This is a genomic window from Nonomuraea sp. NPDC004186 (assembly GCF_053603495.1).
On sequence record NZ_JBSGFQ010000131.1, the window covers coordinates 1 to 21,780 of the forward strand.

Genomic DNA, 21,780 nt, shown 5'->3' on the forward strand with positions numbered 1-21,780 from the left:
TCGTCCCCCCCACCCACCGGGTGGCCCCCCGCGCCTACCCCCCGGGGGGGGCGGGCCCTCCCTGAACAGGGGCCCGCCTACGCGAGCGTGATCTGGTCGCCCTCGACCTTGATCTGCTGCGCGGGCAGCGGCTTGTCGGCCGGTCCGTCCTTGACCGAGCCGTCCGCGATGGCGAACTTGCTGTTGTGACACGGGCAGACGATCACCCCGTCCGAGACGCTGCCGACCGTGCACCCGTTGTGCGTGCACACGGCGCTGAACGCCTTGAACTCGCCCGAAGTGGGCTGCGTCACCACGATCTTCTGGTCCTTGAAGATCGTCCCGCCGCCGACGGGGATGTCGGCGGTCTTGGCCAGCGCCCCACCGGCTTGCGGCGCGCCGGACTGCGGGGCGCTCGACTCGGAGGCGGTGCCGGCGGACTGTGCGGTATCGGTGCCGCCGCCGCAGGCGGTGAGCGCCAGCGCGAGGCCGCCCGCACCGACGCTCGCGAACACTGCACGGCGACTCTGAAGGTCATCTCCCATGCGCTCACCCAACCGCACCTAGGTGAGAAATTCATGAGACGCGATCTACGCGAGCTTGATCTTGTCTCCGTCCACGGTGATCTTCTTCTCCTCAAGCGGCTCGCTCGCGGGCCCGTCCTTGACGGAGCCGTCGCTGATGTTGAACTTGCTGCCGTGACAAGGGCAGTTGATCGTCTTGTTCGCGACGGTGGCGACCGTGCAGCCCGCGTGGGTGCAGACCGCCGTGAACGCCTTGAACTCCCCGGCGGTCGGCTGCGTGACCACGATCTTCTCGTTCTCGAAGACCTTCCCACCGCCTTCGGGGATATCGGCCGTGTCAGCCAGCGCCTTGCCGCCGCCGCTCTTCGCCTCGGCCTTTTTCTTCTTCGGCGACGACGACTCCTCGGCGGGCTCCTCCGCCGGCGGCTCCGCACTCGCCTCCGTCGTCGGCGAGCCGTAGCTCGCACACGCCGTCAGAACCGCCGCGAGCCCGGCGCCGCCGGCGCCGAGCATCATCGCCCGGCGAGTCGTTTCCGTCATGGTGTGTTCCTCCCAGATTGGCTTTCACTTCAGGTACGGCCAGCGCCCTCGCGCCGGTTCAGCGTGCCCGAGCCCAATCCGGTTCTCTACGCATAAGTACGTGTTCAGCAGGCCACTTCACGCCGCCACTTCACCCGCCACTTCAGGCGACCACGATGCCGTCACCCTCGACCCTGACCTTGTAGGACGTCAACGGGGCGCTCGCGGGCCCCTTGGTGGCCTTGCCACTGTCGGCGGCGAACTCGCTGCCGTGGCAGGCACACCTGATGACGTTCTCCTTGGGGGTGCTGACCGCGCAGCCCTTGTGCGTGCAGATCGAACTGAACGCCATGAAGACCCCCTGCGTGGGCTGGGTCACCACGACCTGCAGGTCCTCGATCACCTTGCCCCCGCCCACGGGCACGTCGGCGACCTTGGCGATGACCTTGCCCTTGAGACTCGGCTGGGCCTTGGCATCTCCCCCGCCACACCCCGCCAACGCCAGCGCACACGCCGCGACCCCGGCCGCCCCCAGCACCTTGCGCCGCCCGAACCCCGCTTCAGGCCCCGTTTCAGGCCCCGTTTCAGGCACGGCTGCGCCCCGCTCCGTAACCGTCATGAACTGCCGACCCTCCGCGTCGCCGCTGACCCCCTGCAGGTCAAGCCGTTACCATCACCCAACCTTATTGCCGCCACCCCTCGGTCCCCCCGCCGGGTAGCACCCCACCCCCACCGACGAGAAGGCCCGGCAACCCCCAGCCACCCGACCAGCAAGGCGACCCAACAACCCCCAACCACCCACTCCAGCGAGGCGGCCAGCAGCCTTCAGCCATCAGCGCCAGCAAGGCAGCCAAACAGCCCCACCCGCTTACACCGGCGAGGCGTCCCCCGTAGCCCTCGGCCACCCCACCGGCAAGGCACCCGACACCCCAACCACTCCAGCGCCGACGCGACCCGACACTCCCCACCAGCGGAGCAGCAAAGCAGCCCTCAGCCATCCACACTGGCAACGCGGCCCAGCAGCCCTCAGCCGCTCACACCGGCGAGGCAGCCTCGCAGCCCCACAACCACCCCCACCAGCGAAACGGCCCAGCGACCCCACAACCGTCGGCATCCCGGCAATCGGTTGCCGAAGCGAGAACTCGACTACCGCCCGGCGTGATCGACTGTCAGCGGGTGGTAGGCCGACGGTCAGCGCCGACGCCCACCCTGCCCATATGACTCTCACGACAGAACGCCCGGCCACACCCCCCGTCCGACCCCGCTGGTGGCGGCGTCCCTGGGTGGCCCCTCTGGCGGTGGTGGCGATCGTGTTCGTCGCCTTCTCGCTGCCGCCCTACCTGTCCATGAACCCGGCCCAGTCCCGCGTGCCCGCCCCCGACTTCTTCCCACCTCACTTCGCGGTGCTGTCCCTGCACGTGATCTTCGGCTCGACCGCGATGATCACGTGCTGCCTGCAGATCTGGCCGTGGTTCCGCCAGCGCTATCCCCGCGCGCACCGCCGGATCGGCCGCGTGTACGTCTTCGGCGGCTGCCTGCCCAGCGGCGTGCTGGGCCTGATCGTGTCGGTGACCACGCCGTACTTCGGCCCGGTGACGGCGGCCAGCGGCGTCGTTCTCGCAACCCTCTGGGTGGCCTGCACGCTGGCGGGCTGGCGGATGGCCAGGCAACGCAGGTTCGTCGACCACCGCCGGTGGATGGTCCGCAGCTTCGCCCTGACCCTGTCCATCATCACGAACCGCCTCTGGGGCGTCGTGTTCACCATCGCCCTGTCGCCCGAACTGGAGACAACCTTCCACGGCGACGAGACGCTGCTGGCGAGCATGGTAAGCGCGCTGAGCGCATGGCTGGGCTGGGTGCTGCCGCTGCTGTTCGCCGAGTGGTGGCTGGAGCGCGGCGACGCCGCCAAGCGCCGCGCCCGCGCCGCCGCCGCAAGCCGCCAAGCAGCCTGAACGCACACTTCGCCCCGCTACCACCCCGCGCACAGAACCAACGTCGCCCCGTTACCACCCCGCGCACAACTACGGACACCGCCCAGCGCCACCGCGCACAACTACGAACGCCGCCCATGCCACCGCGCATGAGCACCCACGTCCGCCCAACACCCGCTCGTGTGGACACCGCATCTCTTCGGCATCACCAGTTCGCGCGTAAGCACGAATGTCGCCAGGCACCAGCACTGCGTGCCTAACCTCATCCAGCACGACCACCCCACGTGGGCGCTGTCCCCCACCAGCAACGCCCGCGCGGACACACTCCGCGTCTGGCCGGCCGTCCCGGTGCGCTCCGGACCGCTGCGCCCGCACCGGGGTGCCGCAGCGGTCCGCACCGGAGCCGCCCGCCACCCGGGCACTCCGATCGGCCACCCCGCCAGATCTGCCGCCCGCACGAGGACACCCCCGTGCGGGATTCAGGCACGAGGACGCCCCCGGGCGCGACTCAGAAGGAGAGAATCTTCCGCAGGAAGCGGCCCGTGTGGCTCTCGTCCACCAGCGCCACCTCCTCAGGCGTCCCGCTGGCGACCAGCGTCCCGCCCCGGGACCCACCCTCAGGCCCCATGTCGATGATCCAGTCAGCGGTCTTGATCACATCGAGGTTGTGCTCGATCACGATCACCGTGTTACCGCCGTCGACCAGCCGTCCGAGCACCCCCAGCAGTCGCCGGATGTCCTCGAAGTGCAGCCCGGTCGTCGGCTCGTCCAGGACGTAGATCGTCCGCCCCGTCTGCCGCCGCTGGAGCTCCGAGGCGAGCTTGACGCGCTGCGCCTCGCCACCGGACAGCGTGGTCGCGGGCTGCCCGAGCCGTACGTAGCCCAGACCCACGTCGTTGAGCGTCTGCAGGTGGCGCTTGATCGCAGGGATCGCCTCGAAGAAACCCAGGGCCTCCTCGATCGGCATGTCGAGCACCTCGGAGATCGTCTTGCCCTTGTAGTGGACCTCCAGCGTCTCCCTGTTGTAGCGGGCGCCGTGGCAGACCTCGCAGGGGACGTAGACGTCCGGCAGGAAGTTCATCTCGATCTTGATAGTGCCGTCGCCCGCGCACGCCTCGCAGCGCCCGCCCTTGACGTTGAAGCTGAAGCGCCCGGGCTGGTAGCCGCGCACCTTCGCCTCGGCCGTGGCCGCGAACAGCTTGCGGACGTGGTCGAACACGCCCGTGTACGTGGCCGGGTTGGAACGCGGCGTGCGCCCGATCGGCGACTGGTCGACGTGGACGACCTTGTCCACGTGGTCCATGCCGTTGATCCGCGAGTGCCGCCCCGGCACCGTGCGGGCGCCGTTGAGCTCCTTGGCCAGCGCGTTGTAGAGGATGTCGTTGACCAGCGTCGACTTGCCGGACCCCGACACACCCGTGACCGCCGTGAACACGCCCAGCGGGAAGTCGATGTCGACACCCTTGAGGTTGTGCTCGCGCGCCCCCTTGACCGTGATCTGCCGCTTCCTGTCGCGCTTGCGGCGCTTGGCCGGGATCGCGATGCTCTTGCGGCCGGACAGGTACTGGCCGGTCAGCGACTCCTCGCTGCTCAGGAGGTCCTGGACAGTGCCGGACACGACGACCTGGCCACCGTGTTCGCCGGCGCCGGGGCCGATGTCGACCACCCAGTCGGCCGCCGCGATCGTGTCCTCGTCGTGCTCGACCACGATCAGCGTGTTGCCCATGTCGCGCAGCCGGACGAGGGTGTCGAGCAGCCGCATGTTGTCACGCTGGTGCAGGCCGATGGACGGCTCGTCGAGCACGTACAGGACGCCGACCAGGCCGGAGCCGATCTGCGTGGCCAGCCTGATGCGCTGGGCCTCGCCGCCCGCCAGGGTGGCGGCGGCGCGGTCCATGGTCAGGTAGTCGAGGCCGACGTCGAGCAGGAAGCCCATGCGGGCGTTGATCTCCTTGACCACCCGCTCGGCGATGTGCATGTCGCGGTCGGACAGCTTTAGCCCGGCCAGGAACTTCGCGCACTCGCCGATCGACATGGCCGCGACCTCGGCGATCGACTTGTCGGCGACGGTGACCGCCAGCGTGACCGGCTTGAGCCTGGCGCCCTTGCAGGCCGGGCACGGGATCTCCCGCATGTAGCCCTCGAACCGCTCGCGGGTCGAGTCGCTCTCCGCCTCGGCGTGCCGGCGCTGCACCCACGGGATGACGCCGTCGTAGGTGGTGTAGTAGGAGCGCTGGCGGCCGTAGCGGTTGCTGTAGCGTACGTGGACCTGCTCGTCGTGGCCGTACAGCAGCGACTTCTGCGCCTTCTTCGGCAGCTTCTCCCACGGCGTGTCGAGGGTGAACCCGACCGTGTGGCCGAGCGCCTCGATCAGCCTGACGAAGTATTCGCTCGTGTGGCCGCCGGACCAGGGGTGGAGCGCGCCGTCGCCGAGCGTGCGCTCGGGGTCGGGCACCACCAGGTCGGGGTCCACCTCCATCTTCGTGCCGAGGCCCGTGCACTCGGGGCAGGCGCCGAACGGGGAGTTGAACGAGAACGAGCGCGGCTCCAGCTCCTCGAACGACAGGTCGTCGTAGGGGCAGTAGAGGTGCTCGGAGTAGAACCGCTCCCGGTTGGGGTCGTCCTCCGGCAGGTCGACGAACTCGAGCGTGATCGTGCCGCCGGACAGCTGCAGCGCGGTCTCGACCGAGTCGTTGAGCCGGCGCCGCGCCGACTCCTTGACCGACAGGCGGTCGACGATGACCTCGATGTCGTGCTTCTCGTACTTCTTCAGCTTCGGCGGCTCCTCCAGCCGCACGACCGTGCCGTCGACCCTGGCCCTGGCGAAACCCTTGGTCTGCAGCTCGCGGAACAGCTCGGCGTATTCGCCCTTGCGGCCCCTGATGACCGGCGCGAGCACCTGGAAGCGAGTGCCCTCCTCCAGGTCCATCACGCGATCGACGATCTGCTCGGGCGTCTGCCTGGCGATCGGCCGCGCGCACACCGGGCAGTGCGGCTTGCCGATGCGCGCCCACAGCAGCCTCAGATAGTCGTAGACCTCGGTGATCGTGCCGACGGTCGAGCGCGGGTTCTTACTGGTGGCCTTCTGGTCGATCGACACCGCGGGCGACAGGCCCTCGATGAAGTCGACGTCGGGCTTGTCCATCTGGCCGAGGAACTGGCGGGCGTACGCCGACAGCGACTCGACGTAGCGCCGCTGGCCCTCAGCGAAGATCGTGTCGAAGGCCAGGCTCGACTTCCCGGAGCCGGACAGGCCGGTGAAGACGATCAGCGAGTCTCGCGGCAGGTCGAGCGAGACGTCCTTGAGGTTGTGTTCTCGTGCACCACGCACGATCAGGCGGTCTGCCACGGCGATCCCGGAGGTCAAAAGGCGGATAGGTCCACGGGGGATGGTAGACGGAGGCTCCGACAATTTCGGCGGACCGTTGCCCGGCCCCCGAAAATCCGTCCCTCACAGGTTACGGCCATCTCCCACCCCGGCAGGAGCCCTTCCACATTCAACCAGCTGACCTGCGGCTTTATGCCGGGCGCCAGCCCACGCCCCCAGCTGATGAAATATCCAGACATGACCGTCCTACTCGCGCTGCAGGCCGAGCTGGCCTCGGCCACCAGCCGGCTGCTGGCCACGGCCGCGTCCCTGTCCGACGCCGATCTCGCCGAGCCCTCCCTCCTGCCCGGCTGGACCAGAGGACACGTGCTCGCCCACGTCGCGCAGAACGCCGACTCCCACCTCAACCTCCTGACCTGGGCGAAGACGGGCGTCAAAGTCCCACAGTACGCCTCCCACGAGGCCAGGACCGCCGCGATCGAGGCCGCTTCCACCTACCCAGCCGCCCGGCACCTGGCCGACCTCGAGGAAGGCGCGGCCCGCCTGGCCGCCGCCGTCCGCGACCTGCCCCAGGACCGCTGGTCGGCCCGGGTGGAGGGCATGCGCCCGCCCGAGCACCCCGCCTGGTACCTCCTGGTACGTCGCCTGCGCGAGATCGGCCTGCACCACGTGGACCTGGCCGCCGGGTACGGCCCCGCCGACTGGCCCGCACCGTTCGTCCTGCGCGAACTCCACGACTGCCGCGCCTGCTGGCCGCACGCCCGCGGCACGGTGAGCGAGATCATGCTCAAGAACCCGTCGGGCGGGATCACCGCCAGGTGGCCCGGCCTCGGCACCGGCCCTGCGGTCGAGGGCGCGCCGGCCGACATGCTGGCCTGGCTGACCGGCCGGTCGAGGGGTGAGGGCGTTACCCTGGTGCCAGTGGGGCAGTCGTTCACGCCCGCGGGCGAGGGCCTTCCGGAGCCGCCGCCGTGGCTGACGATGCCGGCCCCCGCTGATCTGCCCACGACACCCCCGAAGGACTACCCATGACCTACACAGGTGACGTCCAGGTCGGCGGCCCCGCCGACGTGCGCGAGCTGCCCGCGCTCACGATCTACAAGCTCGCCGTCGGCCCGTTCGACAACAACGCGTACCTGCTGCGTTGCTCGGAGACCGGCGACGGGCTGCTGATCGACGCGGCCGCCGACGCCGATCGGCTGCTCGCCCTGATCTCCGACCGGCCGGTCGGAGAGATCGTCACGACCCACCAGCACGGCGACCACTGGCAGGCTCTTGAGCAGCTGACCAAGGTCACCGGCGCCGAGGTGATCGCCCACCCGCTCGACGCGCCCGCCCTGCCCGTGCCGGTGGACCGCACGGTCGAGCACGGCGACACGATCACCGTCGGCGCCGTCACGCTGGAGGTCATCCACCTGCGCGGCCACACGCCGGGCTCGATCGCTCTGCTGTACGACGGCGGCGAGGCGGGACACCACCTGTTCACGGGCGACTCGCTGTTCCCCGGCGGCGTCGGCAACACCCAGAAGGACCCGCAGCGCTTCACCCAGCTCTACACCGACGTGGTGGAGCGCATCTTCGACCGCCTCCCCGACGAGACCTGGGTCTACCCGGGCCACGGCAAGGACACCACCCTCGCCACCGAACGCCCGTCCCTCCCCGAATGGAAGTCTCGCGGCTGGTGATCTAAGCGCCACTTGGGCGGGCCGCGCTGTTTGGGACGGACTTGCGCGGCCTGCCACTTGGGGACGACCGTCTGAGAGCAAGCAACGCCTCTTCCGCGAGGGCGCCGCGCTCTCGATGCCGCCGTGGTCAGACTCACCACGGAATCGGCCCAGAACGCGCGTCGTCACGGCGAGCAACCCGTGGGCCTTCACGACCGGCCATGACGGATGGCCACCCACGTCGGCGCGTGCGGCCCACCGTGCGCAGCCGTAAAGGATGGGCCTGAGGACCAGCGTGCGGCCCACCGTGCGCAGCCGTAAAGGATGGGCTTGAAGACCGGCGCGCGGTCCACCGTGCGCAGCCGCAAAAGATGGGCCTACGAGTGGGTGGAGAGGACGTGGAGGATGCGGTCGGCGGCGAGGGCGGGGTCGTCGGCCAGGCCGACGACCTCGCCCCACGACCACCGATAGAACCATCCGTCGGACATCGGCACGCAGTCGACGGTCTCCGCCAGCAGCGCCGTGTCGGGATCGCTGATCCGCAACGCGGGCGGGTAAGGCCGGAGCGTGGCCGTCAGCCCGCGTTGCTCCAGCTCCGTGGCCAGCTTGCCGAGATAGTACGTGCGCGTGTGCTCGCGCGGCGTAGCCGACATGGCTCCATCAAAGCCGAAGTAAGACGAAAAATCCCGGTCAGTTGTTAATACGTTCGGCCTCGCGGCGCTGCTCCCGCTTGTAGACCAGCACCCGCAGAGGGATCGCCGCCACGAGCGCGATCTGCATGCTCGCGCCGATCTTGATCGGCATGTCGCCGCCCTCGGGCCACGCCACCCAGAAGGTCAGGAACGCCACGTTCACCATGATCCAGCCCAGGACGCCCGCCAGGAGCTGGCCCTTCGGCTTGGGGTACTCGATCCGGCTGACCATCAGCCACGCCACGGCGAGCACGGCCAGCAGGGACCAGACGCTCGGCTGGAACAGCAGCACGATGGAGATCACGGTCATGGCCCCCATGGGGATGGGCAGGCCCATGAAGTCGCCGCTCTTGGTCTTGACGCAGGCGAACCTGGCCAGGCGTACGACGCCGGCCACCAGCACGGCCGCCGCCGCCCCGACCACCATCGGGAACGGCACCTCTTTGGTGAACCCTCCCCAGATCACGACCATGAACGCGGGCGCGAACCCGAAGCTGATGACGTCGGCCAGGTTGTCGAGCTCGGCGCCCATCGCGGAGGCTCGGAAACGCCGCGCCACGAGGCCGTCGAACAGGTCGCACGTCGCGCCGATGAGCAGCAGCACGATGGCGGTGGCGAAAGAGCTGGGAACGGGCGTGAAATGACCGCCGGCGACCGTCAGCTGCTGGATCGCGGAGTACGCCAGCACACACACCGCGAGGAACCCGCAGACCGCGTTGCCCAGCGAGAGGGAGTCCGCGGCGGACAGGCGGAACGCCTTGCCGACGGGACCACGAGGTTCTTCCTCATCCGCCTGCCAACTGCCGGCGTCAGCCGCGGTCAATTCTGGTCACCCCCGCAACCGTCTTCTCACCCACGGACACCGCGGGAGAGATCCCTTCGGGAAGATAGATGTCGACGCGCGAACCGAACCTGATGAGCCCGATCCGCTCGGCCTGCGCCACCTTCGCACCGCTGCTCACGTATGGCACGATCCTGCGCGCCACCGCGCCCGCGATCTGCACCATCTCGATGTCGCCCAGCGTGGTCTCGAAATGCCACACCACGCGTTCGTTCTGGTCGCTGTCCTTGTTGAACGCCGGCAGAAACCCACCTGCCACATGCTGCACGGAGGTGACATTTCCCGCAAGAGGGGCCCGATTGACGTGTACGTTCAGCGGGCTCATGAAGATCGCGACCCTGGTGCGGCCGTCCGGCCACGGGTCGATGCTCTGCACCACGCCGTCGGCGGGCGACAGGACGCGTCCCTCGCCGGGAGTGCGGTCAGGGTCGCGGAAGAACCAGAGCATACCGCCGGTGAGTGCGCTCAGCGGCACCGCCGCGAGCGCCCAGCGCCGGTCTCGGCGCGTCAGCAGCGCGGTGGCGGCCGCCGCGGCCACCGTCGGGAGGAGCCACGGGGAGACCCCGCGTGCGAGCCTGACGCGGCTCGACTTGGCAGAATCGTCTGACACGTACAACCTTTGATGGTGACTGGATTGGGCGCTTTGCCGTGATGTTACAGAACTAGCAACTATTACACGGCACAACTACACAAGCAAAGCGCCTCGAAGCCCTTTTCGCTAGACCTGCTCCGGGTGCGGTTCCTCGCCCTTGCGCGCGTCGATGCGGGCCTTGATCAGGCTGGCCACGGTGGTGATGACCATGGTGGCGCCGATGACCGAGAGCGACACCCAGATGGGAATTTCGGGCGCCCAGGAGACATGGCTGGCGTGCAACGCCTCCAATATCAGCTTAACCCCGATGAACCCCAGGATGAACGCCAAACCATAGCTGATGTAGACCAGTCGCTGCAGCAGCCCGCCCAGCAGGAAGTAGAGCTGACGCAATCCCATCAGGGCGAACGCGTTGGCCGTGAAGACGATGAACGGGTCCTTGGTGAGCCCGAAGATCGCCGGAATCGAGTCGAGCGCGAAGAGCAGGTCGGTGCTTCCGATCGCGACCATCACGATGAGCATCGGGGTCACCATGCGCCGGCCGTCGATCTTGACGGTGACCTTGGAGCCGACGTACCCGTCGGTGGTGGGGAAGGCCCTGCGCACCCACCTCAGCACGACGTTCTCGTTGAACTCCTCTTCCTCGCCCTTGAGGTGCTGGCGGATGAGGTTGATCGCGGTGTAGACGAGGAAGGCGCCGAACACGTAGAAGAGCCAGCTGAAGCGCTCCAGGGCGGCGGCCCCGAGCGCGATGAAGATACCGCGCATCACCAGCGCGAGCAGGATGCCCACGAGCAGCACCTTGTGCTGGTATTGGCGTGGCACGGCGAATCTGCTCATGATGATGAAGAAGATGAAGAGGTTGTCGACGCTCAAGCTGTATTCGGTGATGTAGCCGGCGAAGAACTCACCGGCCTTGTCTCCTCCGACAGTGGCCCACAGGAGCACTCCGAACACAATGGCGAGAGCGACATAGAAGGTCACCCAGTATCCGGCCTGCCGCATGGAGAACTCTCGGGCTTCTCCACGGTCGACTATCCACAAGTCAATGGCGAGGACGACAAGGAGACCGCCGATCACGGCGATCCAGGCCCACACGGGTACAGTCACGTCAAGACCCTCCGGCATGCACGACTCATTGCCGGAGGTCTCTCCCGCCCGCTGAAAACCGCGGACCGGCAGCCCCGGGGGCCCCGTGGAGCGGGGCTGCACCGTGATGACGAGGCTGTCGCGAAGGGATACTCCCCTCCCTAACCCAGGCAGTATATGAGAACCGTTCGGCGCGGCCTAATCATCCTTTGGATCTTGACCACCGTAAACGGCCAGCACGCTCTCGACGGCGTCGTCATCCCCGGGCATCTCCAGCCCCCGCCGCGCGGCCGCCGCAGCCAGTGTTTCCGCAGCTCCGGGAGCTACGAGCGCCTGTACGGCCCGGCGCAGCGCCTCAACATCCCCGGGTGGAACCAAGATCCCAGCATCCCCCAAAATTTCTGGAATTCCACCCACATCGGATGCGATTGCCGGTGTTCCCGACATGAGCGCCTCGCGGAGGGTCAGCGGCTGGCCCTCCCACCGGCTCGGCATCACCAGCACGACCGCGGCCCCGAGCAGGTCGGGCACGTCGTCCCGGTTGCCGAGCAGCATCACGGGCAGGCTCTCGGCCTGGATCCTGCTCTGCAACTCCCCGCGCAGCGGCCCGTCCCCCGCGACCACGAACACCGGCTGCTCGGACGGCCACGGCCCGGCGGCGACGTCGAGCAGCGTCTCGAGCCCCTTCTGCTGGGCCAGCCGGGCGATCGTCAGGAGCACCGGCCGGTCGCCCGCGCCCAGCTCGTCCCGGACCTGCCGCGGGGTGCGTGCCGCCGGCCGGAGCCCGGGCGCGGGCACGACGGCGGCCCGCACGTCCCGGGCCCCGAGCCGGGCCATGCCCATGCCGAGGTCCGGCGAGACGACGAGCACGTGATCGGCCCGCCGCGCCACGATGCGCTCCAGGACCCCGTAGACGAGCCCGACGAACCCTCCGGCGGTCAGCGCGTTGTGCAGGGTGACCACCAGTCGCGGCCCGCCCCGCTTCCCGAGGGCGGCCAGCGCCCCGGCCCGCAGACCGTGGGCGTGCACGACGTCGGCGTCCCGGGTCAACCGCCTGATGGCGAGCGCGGTGCGCAGGTCGTTCGCGGGGTGCGGCCGGTCCGAGACGGCCACCGCCGCGAACCGCGCCCCGGCACGACCGTAGGAGAACTGCTCCTCGACGCTGCGCGGCCCGATGACGGCCACCTGATGCCCGCGCCGCACCAGCCCTTCGACCAGCATCCGGACATACCGCCCGGTGCCGCCGGACGTGGTGCCCAGCACGAATGCCACCCGCACAACCCGCTCCTTCCTCGCCGCTCCCGGCCGCCGGGCCACGGAGCGGCCCGCTCAACCCCAGCCCGCTCAAGCCCGTCTGCTCAACCCAGCCCGCTCAACCCAGCCCGCTCAAGCCCGTCTGCTCAAGCCCGTCTGCTCAACCCAGCCCGCTCGACCCCGCACGCTCTCAACCCCGCCCGCCCCGGCGCAGCAGCCCGGCCACGGCATCGGCGTCGGCTCGATCGACCAGGGCCACGACCACGGCCCCCACCACCAGCGCGACGGCGGCGGCCAGGACGGTGGCCCACACGTTGGGCCAGATGCCGCTCGCCCCGACCAGCCCCACCACGCCGGTCCCTGCCAGGTAACCCAGGAAACCGCCCCCGGCCGCCGCGACCGCCGCCCGGGGCAGGCCCGCCACCGCCGCGCTCCCCCGGGCGCGGACCACTGAGCCGAGCAGCAGCGCCCCGCCCACGCTCATGCCGACGCTCATCCCGAGCGCCAAGCCACCGATCTTCCACCCCCCGGGCAGCGCCAGCGCGAAGACCGCCTGCGCGACCGTCGCCACCACCCACGCGGTCACGGTCCCGGTGGCGACCTCCCGGCCGCGGCCGGCCGCGTAGAGGACCCGGCTCAGGTGCGCGATCAGCCCGTATCCGACCAGGCCCGGCGCGAACAGCGCGATGGCGTGCGCCAGCTCGGACGGGTCCACCTCGGTCTTGATCCCGAGGAACACCACCGCTCCCGGCCCCGACGCGGCGGCCAGCACCCCGGCGGCCAGCCCGGACACCAGCACCACGGCCCGCGTGGTGCGCGCCGCCAGCTCGGCGAACGCCCGCGGCTCGCCGGCCTGCGCGGACAGCCGGGGGAACGCGCTGGTGGCGATGGGCACGGCCAGCACCGCGTACGGCACCAGGTAGATCGCCCACGCGTAGTTGTAGACGACGATGGCGCCGTTGCCGATCGCGTGGTTGGACAGCACCAACACCATGATCGTGGCGGCCTGCTGGGCGAGGAGCGCGGCGATCCCGGCGAAGGCGAGCCGGCGCACCTGCCCGGCCACCCCGTCGGGGAATCGCAGGGTGGGCCGCCACCTCAACCCCAGCCGCGCCGTGGGCCCGATCACGGCCAGCACCAGGGACAGCACCCCCAGGCTGGTCCCCAGCGACAGCGCCAGCTCGGCCGGGCCCAACAGTGACTCAGGGTTGCTGTCGCCACCGCTGAGCGGCACGAACAGCAGGTAGGCCACGATGACCACGATGCTGGACACGAGGGGCGCGACTGCGGGCCCGGCGAAGCGCTTGTGCGCCTGCAGCACGCCGTAGAGCACGACGGCGACACCGTAAAGGGGGATCTGGGGCGCGAAGACGACCAGCATCCGGGTGGCGACCGCCGTCACCGCGCCCATGTCGCACCCTTTGATCGGGGAGCCGAAGAACAGCCCGATGACCGGCCCGGCGAACAGCGCGGTGAGCACGGCCAGCGGGACGAGCACCACGACCACCCACGTCAGCAGCGCCGAGCTGATCCACCCCACCCGCTTGCCGGTCTCCCGGTCGTCGTCCGAGGCCCGGGCGGCGAGCACCGGGACGACCATCCCGGCCAGGGCCCCGCCGACGACCACCTCGAACACGATGTTGGGGATCTGGTTGGCCGTCATGTAGGCGGTCGAGAGGCAGTTGGTCCCCACCGTCTGGGCGAAGGCGTACTGCTTGGCGAACCCGGCGACGCGTGCCAGCACCGTGATGGCCCCGATGAGCATGGCGCCGCCCGCGACCCCTCGCGCCGTCACCACTGCCACCCGGCCTCCCCAGCCCCGCGCCCGATCGCGCCGACGCAGAACATCCTGGCAGGTCGTACCGACAAACGAGCGGTCACACAGGGTCGACCGGACGGCGGCCGAGCATGTCGAGGCGGTTGAGCACGGGGTTGCCGGCGATGACCTTGGTGAAGCTGACCTTCTCCGCGGCGGCGGTCAGCGCCACCACGGTGCCCAGCAGGACATAGCGGCCCGGACGCCCCAGCTTGGTGACAGCGGCGAGCCCGAGCAGGGCGCCCAGGGAGTTGGCCCCGGCGTCGCCGAGCATGGCGCGCTCGCCCAGGTCGTCCGGCAGCAGCGCCGCGGCGGCCCCCAGCGGCACGGCGGCCAGCGCCGCGGTGGCGGGCGAGTCGCGGAAGAGGGAGGCGGCCAGCAGCGGCCCGCCGGTCAGCAGGCCCACCTTGATGGCCCGGCCGGGGCGCAGGTCGAAGAGGTTGGCGAGGTTGGCGGCGCCGGCGATGGCGGCGCCGTTGACCAGGGTGTCGACCGGTCCCTGCGAGACGAGGGCGGCGGCGCCGAGCCCGGTGGCGCCGATGCCGAGGATCTTGACGGCGCCGCTGGTGACCTCGCCCCGGGCGAGCGCGGTCAGGTGGCCCTTGAAGCCCTTGGACGACGTGGTGCCGTACAGGTCGTCGTAGGCGCCGAGCGCGCCGCTGCCCGCGCCCGCGACGAGCGCGGCCAGGCGCAACCGCCCCGGCAGGCCGGGTGTGAGCGCGGCCGCCGTGCTCGCCCCCGCCACGAACGCGGGGCCTTCGAGCAGCGTGATGGGCTCGCCGCGGTGGTTCTTGCGCGTCCAGCGGCCGCTCAGGTCGGCCGGCTTGTTGCGGGTGAACGCGGCGTACGCGACGCGGGCGGCCGCGGCGCCGATCGCGGCACCGGCGAGCGCGTAGAGGAGGCCACGGGCCTGGGTGGCAGGCATGTCAGCTCCCTGACTGGGTGGTGGGGGACGGAGTGGCGGTCGTCACCGTGGGCAGCATCGCCGAGGCGCCCTTGCCGACGCCGTACTGGCCGGCACGCCCGTTGAGCTGCTCCCGGAGAGAGTAGACGATCGCGACCCGGCCCGCGGGCATGTCGGCGGTATCGACCGAGCTGACCCTCTTGGAGACCTCGCCGTCGTCGCGCAGGGCGGCGATCGGGTCGCCGGGCGCGGCGGGGGTCGCGACGGTCCCGGCCAGCACCGTGCCCTTGCCCGCCAGGTCAAGCCCGCCGGCCACGGAGACGAGCGCGCCCGCCTGGACCTCGGCGCTCTCGCCCTCGTACGGCTTCTCCGGCGCGAGCATGACGGCGAGCGTGGCCCGCTTGACCGGGTCGCCGTCCGTGGTGAGCAGCCCGCCCGTCTCGAAGGAGCTGACGACGTCGGCGGTGGCCGGGTTGGGAGTGTTGGCCTGTGCCTGGTCGGGGGTGACAAAGGCGGCCGACAGCAGCATGGCGGCCCGGTCCCAGGAGGTGGCCGTGGCCGGGAAGATCATGTTGGCCGGCTTGAGCTGGTTGACCAGGCCATCCAGCACGCCGACGCCCTTGGGGTCGAAGAACTTCTCCGTCAGCGAGGCCCGCCCGGAGATCTCCGCGCCCGCCTGCGTGAGCACCTGCTGCGCGGCCTCCCGAACGGTGGTGCTGGAGCCGGGCGTCTCGACGAGGAGCACCCGCTGGCCCGTCAGGTCACCCGTCACCAGGTCCGGCGTCAGGGCGGTGATGAGCGCGTCGTTGCCGGCCTCGCGGCCCTGGAGCGCGTCGAGCTGCGTCCGCAGCTCCTCCTTCGACTTGGTGAGCTGGGCGGCCACCTCCTGCGCCGACTTGACCGCGGGCTCCTGCAGCAGCGTGGTGCCCAGCACGATTCCCACCGCGAGCGCCAGGAAGATCGCGACGATGGAGACGAGGTGGTAGCGAAAATCGATCACGAGAAAAGTCCGACCAGCCAGAAGATGAAGGCGTTCCAGGCATCTTGCAGACCGTTCAGCCAGGTCTGGCCGATCGGTGAGAGGAAGAGCGCGACGCTCATCACGATGAGCGCCGTGATCACGAGCAGGAGCAGCTGCGGGGTGGAGATGCGGCTGCGGTAGAGCCTGCTCACGCCCTTGGCGTCGATGAGCTTGCTGCCGATGATCAGCCGGGTGAGGAACGTGCTGGCCATGCCGGGGCGTCCCTTGTCGAGGAACTCCTCCAGCGTCCCGTGGGTGCCGACGGCCACGATCAGCTCGGCGCCCTTGTCGTCGGCCAGGAGCATCGCGATGTCCTCGCTGGTGCCGGTGGCGGGGAAGATCACCGCCTCGCGGCCGAGCTGGTGGACGCGCTCCAGGCCCGGCGCCCTGCCGTCGCGGTAGGCGTGTACGACAAGCTCGGCGCCGCAGGTCAGGGCCTTGGTGGAGACGGAGTCGAAGTCGCCCACGATCACGTCGGGCAGGTAGCCGGCCTCCATGAGCGCGTCGGCCCCGCCGTCGACGCCGACGAGGACGGGGCGGTATTCGCGGATGTAGGGGCGAAGGGTGGCGATGTCTTCTTTGTAGTGATACCCGCGCACCACGATGAGGACATGCCTGCCCTCCATCGGGGTGCGGATCTCAGGTACGCCGACTCCGTCGATGAGCAGCTTGCCCTCACCGCGGACGTACTCCATGGTGTTGACGGCGAAGGCCTCGATCTGCACGGCGAGCCCGGCGCGGGCCTCGGCCATGGCCGACTCGACGGCCTCGACGGTCTGCTCACTGCCCTTGCCGACGATGTCGTCGTCGAGGTAGACCACGCCGTCGCTGACGCGTACGACGTCGCCGTCCTTGACGCGTTCGAACAGCTCCTGATTGACGTTGTCGACGAACGGCACGCCCGCTTCGAGCAGAATCTGGGGCCCCAGGTTGGGGTAGCGGCCGCTGATGCCGCAGGCGACGTTCACCACCGCCGCGGCACCGCATGCGACGAGCGCCTCCGCGCTGACCCGGTCAACGTCAACGTGGTCGATAATCGCAATTTCCCCGGGCTGGAGGCGCTTTGTCAGCCTCTTGGTCCGCCGGTCGATTCTCGCCACTGCCGTTACACCTGGAAGGTCTCCGACCTTCCGGCCGCGGAGGCCCGGCATCTTGCTTCCCGGAACCTTCATCAAGACCATCCTGCCAGAGCGAAACAGCGCAGAGGCCACGCATGACGCGGCGTGTCCGCTATGTCACCCAGGATCACCTGTCTGCCGCGGCCAGCCCCAGGAGTTCTTCCGCGTGGGCTCTGCCCAATTCGGAGTCCTCCAAGCCCGCCAACATGCGGGAGAGCTCGCGTACCCTGCCCTCGTGGTCGAGCGTGACCACGCCGCTGCGCACGACACTGCCGTCGCTCGCCTTCTCGACCACCAGATGCTGGTCGGCGAACGCGGCGACCTGCGGCAGGTGGGTGACCACAATCACCTGCGCGGTGCGGGCGAGCCTGGCCAGCCGGCGCCCGATCTCGACCGCGGCCTTGCCGCCGACCCCCGCGTCCACCTCGTCGAACACGAACGTCGGCACCGGGTCCGCCCCCGCGAACACCACCTCGATCGCGAGCATGACCCGGCTCAGCTCACCGCCGGAGGCGCCCTTGTTGAGCGGCAGCGGCGGCGCGGCGGGGTGGGCCGCCATCCGGAGCTCCACCTCGTCGCGGCCCTCGGGGCCGAACTCCTCGCTCTGGCTGAGCTGCACCACGACCCTGGCATGGGGCATGGCCAGCGCCGTCAGCTCCTCGGTCACGGCCTGACCGAACCGCTCGGCGGCGCTCTGGCGCACCCTGGTGAGCTCGGCGGCCAGGTCGGTGAGCCGCGCGGTCAGCTCCTCGTGCTCGCGGGTCAGCTCCTCGATGCGCTCGTCGTCGCCCTCCAGCTCGGCCAGCCGCGTGGCGGCCTGCTGCGCCCAGGCCAGGACGCCCGCGCTGTCCTCCGCGTATTTCCTGATCAGCCCGGACAGCACGGAGCGGCGCTCCTGCACCGCCGCCAGCCGCGCCGGATCCGCCTCGATCGACTCCGCGTAGGCCGCCAGGTCGGTGGCCACGTCGGAGATCAGGTAGCCGGCCTCGGCCAGCCGGTCGGCCACGGAGGCGAGCTGGGGGTCGAAGTCGCGTACGGCCTCCACGGCCGTACGCGCCTCGCCGAGCAGCGAGACCACGTCGTGGGGGCTTCCCGCCGCCTCCATGGGGTCGCCGAGCAGCGCGGTGTGCGCGGTGGTGGCGGCGCTGCGCAGCGCGTCGGCGTGCGAGAGCCGCTCCTCCTCACCGCGCAGCTCGGTGTCCTCGCCCGGCTTGGGTTCGACCTTCTCGATCTCCTCCAGACCGAACCGCAGCCGGTCGGCCTCCTGCGTGCGCTCCCTGGCCCTGGTGGTCAGCTCCTCGAGGAGCGCGCCGACCTGCTTGTGCCGCTTGTACGCCTGCGAGTACGCCCGCAGCGGCTTGACCAGCTCGTTTCCGGCATAACGGTCGAGCGCCGCGCGCTGCCTGGCCGGCTGGAGCAGCCGCTGCTGGTCCATCTGCCCGTGCACGGCCACCAGGTCGTCGGCGAGGTAGGTCAGGGTGCCGACGGGCACCGTGCGCCCGCCGAGCCAGGCTCTGGATCTGCCCTCGGCCGAGACGGTGCGCGAGATGATCAGCTCGCCGTCCTCGACCTCGCCGCCGATGTCCTCGACCTGTTGGGAGACGCGTCCGGCCGGCTTGATGACCAGCGTGCCCTCGACGCGCGCCCGATCGGCTCCCGGACGGATGCGCGAGGGGTCGGCCCGGCCGCCGAACAGCAGCCCGAGCCCGGTCACGACCATCGTCTTGCCCGCGCCGGTCTCGCCGGTGACCACGTTGAAGCCCGGCGAAAGCTCGAGCACGGCCTCGTCGATGACGCCGAGCCCCTGGATGCGGACCTCCTCGACCCTTGGTCGCACTGCCCACTCCCGTTCACTGCCGTGTCTGATGGTCACCCGCGTCGTCTCCGAACACGTGTGCCAACGTGTGCCCAGGCGATCCTACGCGGTCCCGCCTCCATTGACTCAGGGTCGCACCCTTCCGCGCCAGCCCTGAACAGGAAGCTCGAACTTGGCGACCAATCTGTCGGTGAACGGCGCGCCGCTGTTCTCCACGCCGTGCAGCCGCGCCAGGCGTACGGGCTCGGCGCCTCTGCGCACCTCGACCCGCGAGCCCGACGGCAACTCGAAGCGGCGCCGCCCGTCGCACCACAGGACGCCGCCCGGCGTCTCGGGCAGGATCTCGACGGCCAGCGTGGAACGCGGCGAGACCACCAACGGCCTGGCGAACAGCGCGTGCGCGCTGATGGGCACCATGAGCAGCGCCTCCACCTCCGGCCACACGACGGGTCCGCCCGCCGAGAAAGCATAGGCCGTCGAGCCCGTCGGGGTGGCGCAGATCACGCCGTCGCACCCCCACCGCGACAGGGGGCGGCCGTCGATCTCGGCGACCACCTCGAGCATGCGCTCCTGCTTCTCCACGGTCGCCTCGTTGAGCGCCCACGTGTCGGCGATCACCCGGCCGTTCTGCCTGGCGAGAACGTCGATGGTCATGCGCTCCTCGACGTCGTAGCGACCCGCCACGACGCTGTCGACCGCCTCAGCCAGGTCGGCGACCTCCGCCTCGGCCAGGAACCCGACATGTCCGAGATTGACCCCCAACAGCGGCGTACCCGCCGGCTTGGTCAGCTCGGCCGCACGCAGCAGCGTGCCGTCGCCACCGAGCACGATCATGACCTCGGCGTCCTTGACCGCGCCCGGATCTCCGGGCACCGTCTCCACGCCGCCGCAGCCGACCTCGGCGTACTCGGTCTCGAGCACCCTGACGTTGATTCCGGCGTCCACCAGCCGGTTGATGACCAGGCGAGCGCTCTCGACTGCGGCGTCACGCCCGGTGTGTACGGCGACCAGCACGGTCCGTTTCATTGCGGCCCTTCCGCGACAGCACGTTGGATCTCGGCTTCGAGGTCGGCGACAGCCGGCTCGCCCTCCCCTTTGCCCAGCCAGAGCAGATATTCGACATTTCCCGATGGTCCCGGCAAGGGGCTGGCGGTCACACCGCGCACGGTCAGCCCCAGCTCCCGGGCCTTGGCGGCGGCATCGCTCACCGAACGCCTGCGCAACTCGGGATCGCGCACGACGCCACCCGCCCCGACGAGGTCCTTGCCCACCTCGAACTGCGGTTTGACCAGCATCACGAAATCGGCCCGCGGCGCGGCGACCGAGGCCAGAGCGGGCAGCACCAGCCGCAGCGAGATGAACGACAGGTCGCCCACGACCAGCGTGGGCGGCTCGCCGACCATCTCGGGGGTCAGGTCGCGTACATTGACGCGCTCCATCACCGTCACCCGCTCATCGGTACGCAGCGACCACGCCAGCTGGCCGTATCCCACGTCCACGGCGAGCACGTGACCGGCGCCGCGGCGCAGCAGCACGTCCGTGAACCCGCCGGTGGAGGCGCCCGCGTCGAGGCAGCGCCGGCCCTCCACACTCAGGTTCTCGAACGCCTCGAGCGCGCCGAGAAGTTTGTGCGCTCCTCGCGAAACGTAGTCGGGCCCGTCCTCCGACTCGGCCACCACGATGGCGGAGGCGGTCTCGACCTGGGTGGCGGGCTTGCGCGCCGCCTGGCCCCCGACGCTGACCCGGCCGGCCTCGATGAGCTGGGCGGCCTGCTCGCGCGACCTGGCCAGGCCCCGGCGTACCAGCTCGCTGTCGAGGCGGATCCGCCGGCTCACTGCTCTTCCACTGCGGTGGCCAGCGTGGACTCGAGCCCGGAGAACGCCTCGTCGAAGACCTGAACGTGCTCACTCACCGGCAGCTCGCCAAGGCGGCCCAGACCGGCCACGATGGCATCGACCCGCTCGTTGCCGGTCTCCTCCGGCAGCTCACTCATGACTCGACCGTAACGCCTCCCGCGAGCGCCCGGGACCTTGGCAGGCGTGTCACGCGTTGAAGCTCATACGGGGGTGCTACTGATGTGGAACGCTACCGTCCGCAAAGGGAAATGAAAGGATGCGCATCATGGCAAGCGTCGAGGAGTGCCGGGCGGCACTGGTGAAGCTCGTCGCCCAGTTCGACGAGATCGACGAGCAGGATCGTGCCAAGCACGTGGTCGAGCGGACGGTCAGCTGCCGGGTTCCCGACCTCGACGTGATCTTCTACGGCCGACTGCACCACGGAGGGCTCGACCCGTTCACCGAACGTCCACCATCGGACGGCAAGCCGGCGGACGTCAAGCTCACGATCGCGAGCGACGACCTGATCGCCCTGGTGGACGGGGAGCTGGATCTCGCTCGCGCGCTCCTCGGGGGACGAGTGAAGGTCGACGCCAGCTTCGGCGACCTCCTCCGCCTCCGCAGACTCCTCTAACGGAACCCACCCCACCCAACAAACCCATCACCCCACCTCAACAAGCCCATCACTCCACCCCAATGAACCCATTGGCTTACCCCAACGAACCCGCCACCCCAACCAATGAACCCGCCACCCCAACCAACGAACCAGCCGCCCTGCCCAACTGACCCGCCGCCCTGCCCGTCGGGCCCGCACACCACCCCAACCCTCCCCAGCCGCCCCAAGGGGCGGCTCACCA

Annotated in this window: 21 protein-coding genes; 4 read left to right on the forward strand and 17 right to left on the reverse strand. The window is 70.1% G+C overall.

Annotation, left to right across the window (positions count from 1 at the left end; translation table 11 throughout):
* Nucleotides 1-77: 77 nt before the first annotated feature.
* The 3 genes from ACWEPL_RS55270 to ACWEPL_RS55280 all read right to left on the reverse strand — a co-directional run bounded on the left by ACWEPL_RS55270 (nucleotide 78) and on the right by ACWEPL_RS55280 (nucleotide 1,614).
* Nucleotides 78-524 (reverse strand): Rieske (2Fe-2S) protein, encoded by a 447-nt coding sequence (locus ACWEPL_RS55270; RefSeq protein ID WP_192785735.1) that lies wholly within the window; start codon nucleotides 522-524, stop codon nucleotides 78-80.
* A gap of 45 nt (nucleotides 525-569) precedes the next feature.
* Nucleotides 570-1,043 (reverse strand): Rieske (2Fe-2S) protein, encoded by a 474-nt coding sequence (locus tag ACWEPL_RS55275; protein ID WP_350739937.1) that lies wholly within the window; start codon nucleotides 1,041-1,043, stop codon nucleotides 570-572.
* A 142-nt stretch (nucleotides 1,044-1,185) separates the two neighbouring features.
* Entirely contained in the window at nucleotides 1,186-1,614 is a 429-nt protein-coding gene (locus ACWEPL_RS55280; RefSeq protein WP_452441316.1) for a Rieske (2Fe-2S) protein, read from the reverse strand.
* 625 nt (nucleotides 1,615-2,239) lie between these two features.
* Here ACWEPL_RS55280 and ACWEPL_RS55285 point away from each other — a divergent pair.
* Entirely contained in the window at nucleotides 2,240-2,974 is a 735-nt protein-coding gene (locus tag ACWEPL_RS55285; RefSeq protein WP_452441317.1) for a DUF2306 domain-containing protein, read from the forward strand.
* Nucleotides 2,975-3,461: 487 nt separating this feature from the next.
* Here the strand turns inward: ACWEPL_RS55285 and uvrA are convergent, their stop codons facing one another.
* Entirely contained in the window at nucleotides 3,462-6,302 is a 2,841-nt protein-coding gene (gene uvrA, locus ACWEPL_RS55290) for an excinuclease ABC subunit UvrA (protein ID WP_364260285.1), read from the reverse strand.
* Nucleotides 6,303-6,518: 216 nt separating this feature from the next.
* On the opposite strand from uvrA, the gene ACWEPL_RS55295 reads away from it, so the two are divergent.
* Together ACWEPL_RS55295 and ACWEPL_RS55300 are read left to right on the forward strand one after the other, a co-directional pair.
* A complete protein-coding gene (locus tag ACWEPL_RS55295; RefSeq protein WP_452441319.1) occupies nucleotides 6,519-7,313 on the forward strand; it encodes a maleylpyruvate isomerase family mycothiol-dependent enzyme in 795 nt (264 codons plus the stop codon).
* Nucleotides 7,310-7,966, forward strand: coding sequence for an MBL fold metallo-hydrolase (locus tag ACWEPL_RS55300; RefSeq protein WP_452441321.1), 657 nt, complete (start codon nucleotides 7,310-7,312; stop codon nucleotides 7,964-7,966). Before ACWEPL_RS55295 ends, ACWEPL_RS55300 begins: the two co-directional genes overlap by 4 nt.
* Before the next feature lie 356 nt (nucleotides 7,967-8,322).
* Here ACWEPL_RS55300 and ACWEPL_RS55305 read toward each other — a convergent pair whose 3' ends face one another.
* The 13 genes from ACWEPL_RS55305 to ACWEPL_RS55365 form a co-directional block, all read right to left on the reverse strand.
* The gene (locus tag ACWEPL_RS55305) at nucleotides 8,323-8,598 is read right to left on the reverse strand and encodes a hypothetical protein (protein ID WP_363970081.1); all 276 of its coding nucleotides are present in this window, start codon (nucleotides 8,596-8,598) and stop codon (nucleotides 8,323-8,325) included.
* A 37-nt stretch (nucleotides 8,599-8,635) separates the two neighbouring features.
* On the reverse strand, nucleotides 8,636-9,460 hold the full coding sequence (pssA, locus tag ACWEPL_RS55310; RefSeq protein ID WP_350739917.1) for a CDP-diacylglycerol--serine O-phosphatidyltransferase: 825 nt from the start codon (nucleotides 9,458-9,460) through the stop codon (nucleotides 8,636-8,638).
* A complete protein-coding gene (locus ACWEPL_RS55315) occupies nucleotides 9,447-10,088 on the reverse strand; it encodes a phosphatidylserine decarboxylase (RefSeq protein WP_350739914.1) in 642 nt (213 codons plus the stop codon). The genes pssA and ACWEPL_RS55315 overlap by 14 nt, the downstream gene beginning before the upstream one ends.
* Before the next feature lie 108 nt (nucleotides 10,089-10,196).
* Nucleotides 10,197-11,180, reverse strand: coding sequence for a TerC family protein (locus tag ACWEPL_RS55320; RefSeq protein WP_185077015.1), 984 nt, complete (start codon nucleotides 11,178-11,180; stop codon nucleotides 10,197-10,199).
* A gap of 177 nt (nucleotides 11,181-11,357) precedes the next feature.
* Complete coding sequence (locus tag ACWEPL_RS55325) at nucleotides 11,358-12,437, reverse strand: glycosyltransferase family 4 protein (RefSeq protein WP_452441322.1); 1,080 nt, start codon at nucleotides 12,435-12,437, stop codon at nucleotides 11,358-11,360.
* 166 nt (nucleotides 12,438-12,603) lie between these two features.
* The gene (murJ, locus tag ACWEPL_RS55330) at nucleotides 12,604-14,217 is read right to left on the reverse strand and encodes a murein biosynthesis integral membrane protein MurJ (RefSeq protein WP_363970086.1); all 1,614 of its coding nucleotides are present in this window, start codon (nucleotides 14,215-14,217) and stop codon (nucleotides 12,604-12,606) included.
* 73 nt (nucleotides 14,218-14,290) lie between these two features.
* Nucleotides 14,291-15,154 carry a hypothetical protein gene (locus ACWEPL_RS55335; RefSeq protein ID WP_452441323.1) on the reverse strand — a complete coding sequence of 288 codons (864 nt, stop codon included), beginning with the start codon at nucleotides 15,152-15,154 and terminating at the stop codon, nucleotides 14,291-14,293.
* 1 nt (nucleotide 15,155) lies between these two features.
* Entirely contained in the window at nucleotides 15,156-16,133 is a 978-nt protein-coding gene (locus ACWEPL_RS55340) for a copper transporter (RefSeq protein ID WP_452441324.1), read from the reverse strand.
* Complete coding sequence (gene steA, locus ACWEPL_RS55345; protein WP_350739900.1) at nucleotides 16,130-17,326, reverse strand: putative cytokinetic ring protein SteA; 1,197 nt, start codon at nucleotides 17,324-17,326, stop codon at nucleotides 16,130-16,132. Before steA ends, ACWEPL_RS55340 begins: the two co-directional genes overlap by 4 nt.
* 73 nt (nucleotides 17,327-17,399) lie before the next feature.
* On the reverse strand, nucleotides 17,400-19,109 hold the full coding sequence (gene recN / locus ACWEPL_RS55350; RefSeq protein ID WP_350739897.1) for a DNA repair protein RecN: 1,710 nt from the start codon (nucleotides 19,107-19,109) through the stop codon (nucleotides 17,400-17,402).
* 105 nt (nucleotides 19,110-19,214) lie between these two features.
* Nucleotides 19,215-20,114, reverse strand: coding sequence for an NAD kinase (locus ACWEPL_RS55355; RefSeq protein WP_363970093.1), 900 nt, complete (start codon nucleotides 20,112-20,114; stop codon nucleotides 19,215-19,217).
* Complete coding sequence (locus ACWEPL_RS55360; RefSeq protein ID WP_350739891.1) at nucleotides 20,111-20,923, reverse strand: TlyA family RNA methyltransferase; 813 nt, start codon at nucleotides 20,921-20,923, stop codon at nucleotides 20,111-20,113. Before ACWEPL_RS55360 ends, ACWEPL_RS55355 begins: the two co-directional genes overlap by 4 nt.
* Nucleotides 20,920-21,081 carry a hypothetical protein gene (locus ACWEPL_RS55365; RefSeq protein WP_350739888.1) on the reverse strand — a complete coding sequence of 54 codons (162 nt, stop codon included), beginning with the start codon at nucleotides 21,079-21,081 and terminating at the stop codon, nucleotides 20,920-20,922. Before ACWEPL_RS55365 ends, ACWEPL_RS55360 begins: the two co-directional genes overlap by 4 nt.
* Nucleotides 21,082-21,209: 128 nt before the next feature.
* Here ACWEPL_RS55365 and ACWEPL_RS55370 point away from each other — a divergent pair, with 128 nt between their 5' ends.
* Nucleotides 21,210-21,557 (forward strand): SCP2 sterol-binding domain-containing protein, encoded by a 348-nt coding sequence (locus ACWEPL_RS55370; protein ID WP_350739886.1) that lies wholly within the window; start codon nucleotides 21,210-21,212, stop codon nucleotides 21,555-21,557.
* The last annotated feature ends 223 nt before the right edge of the window (nucleotides 21,558-21,780 follow it).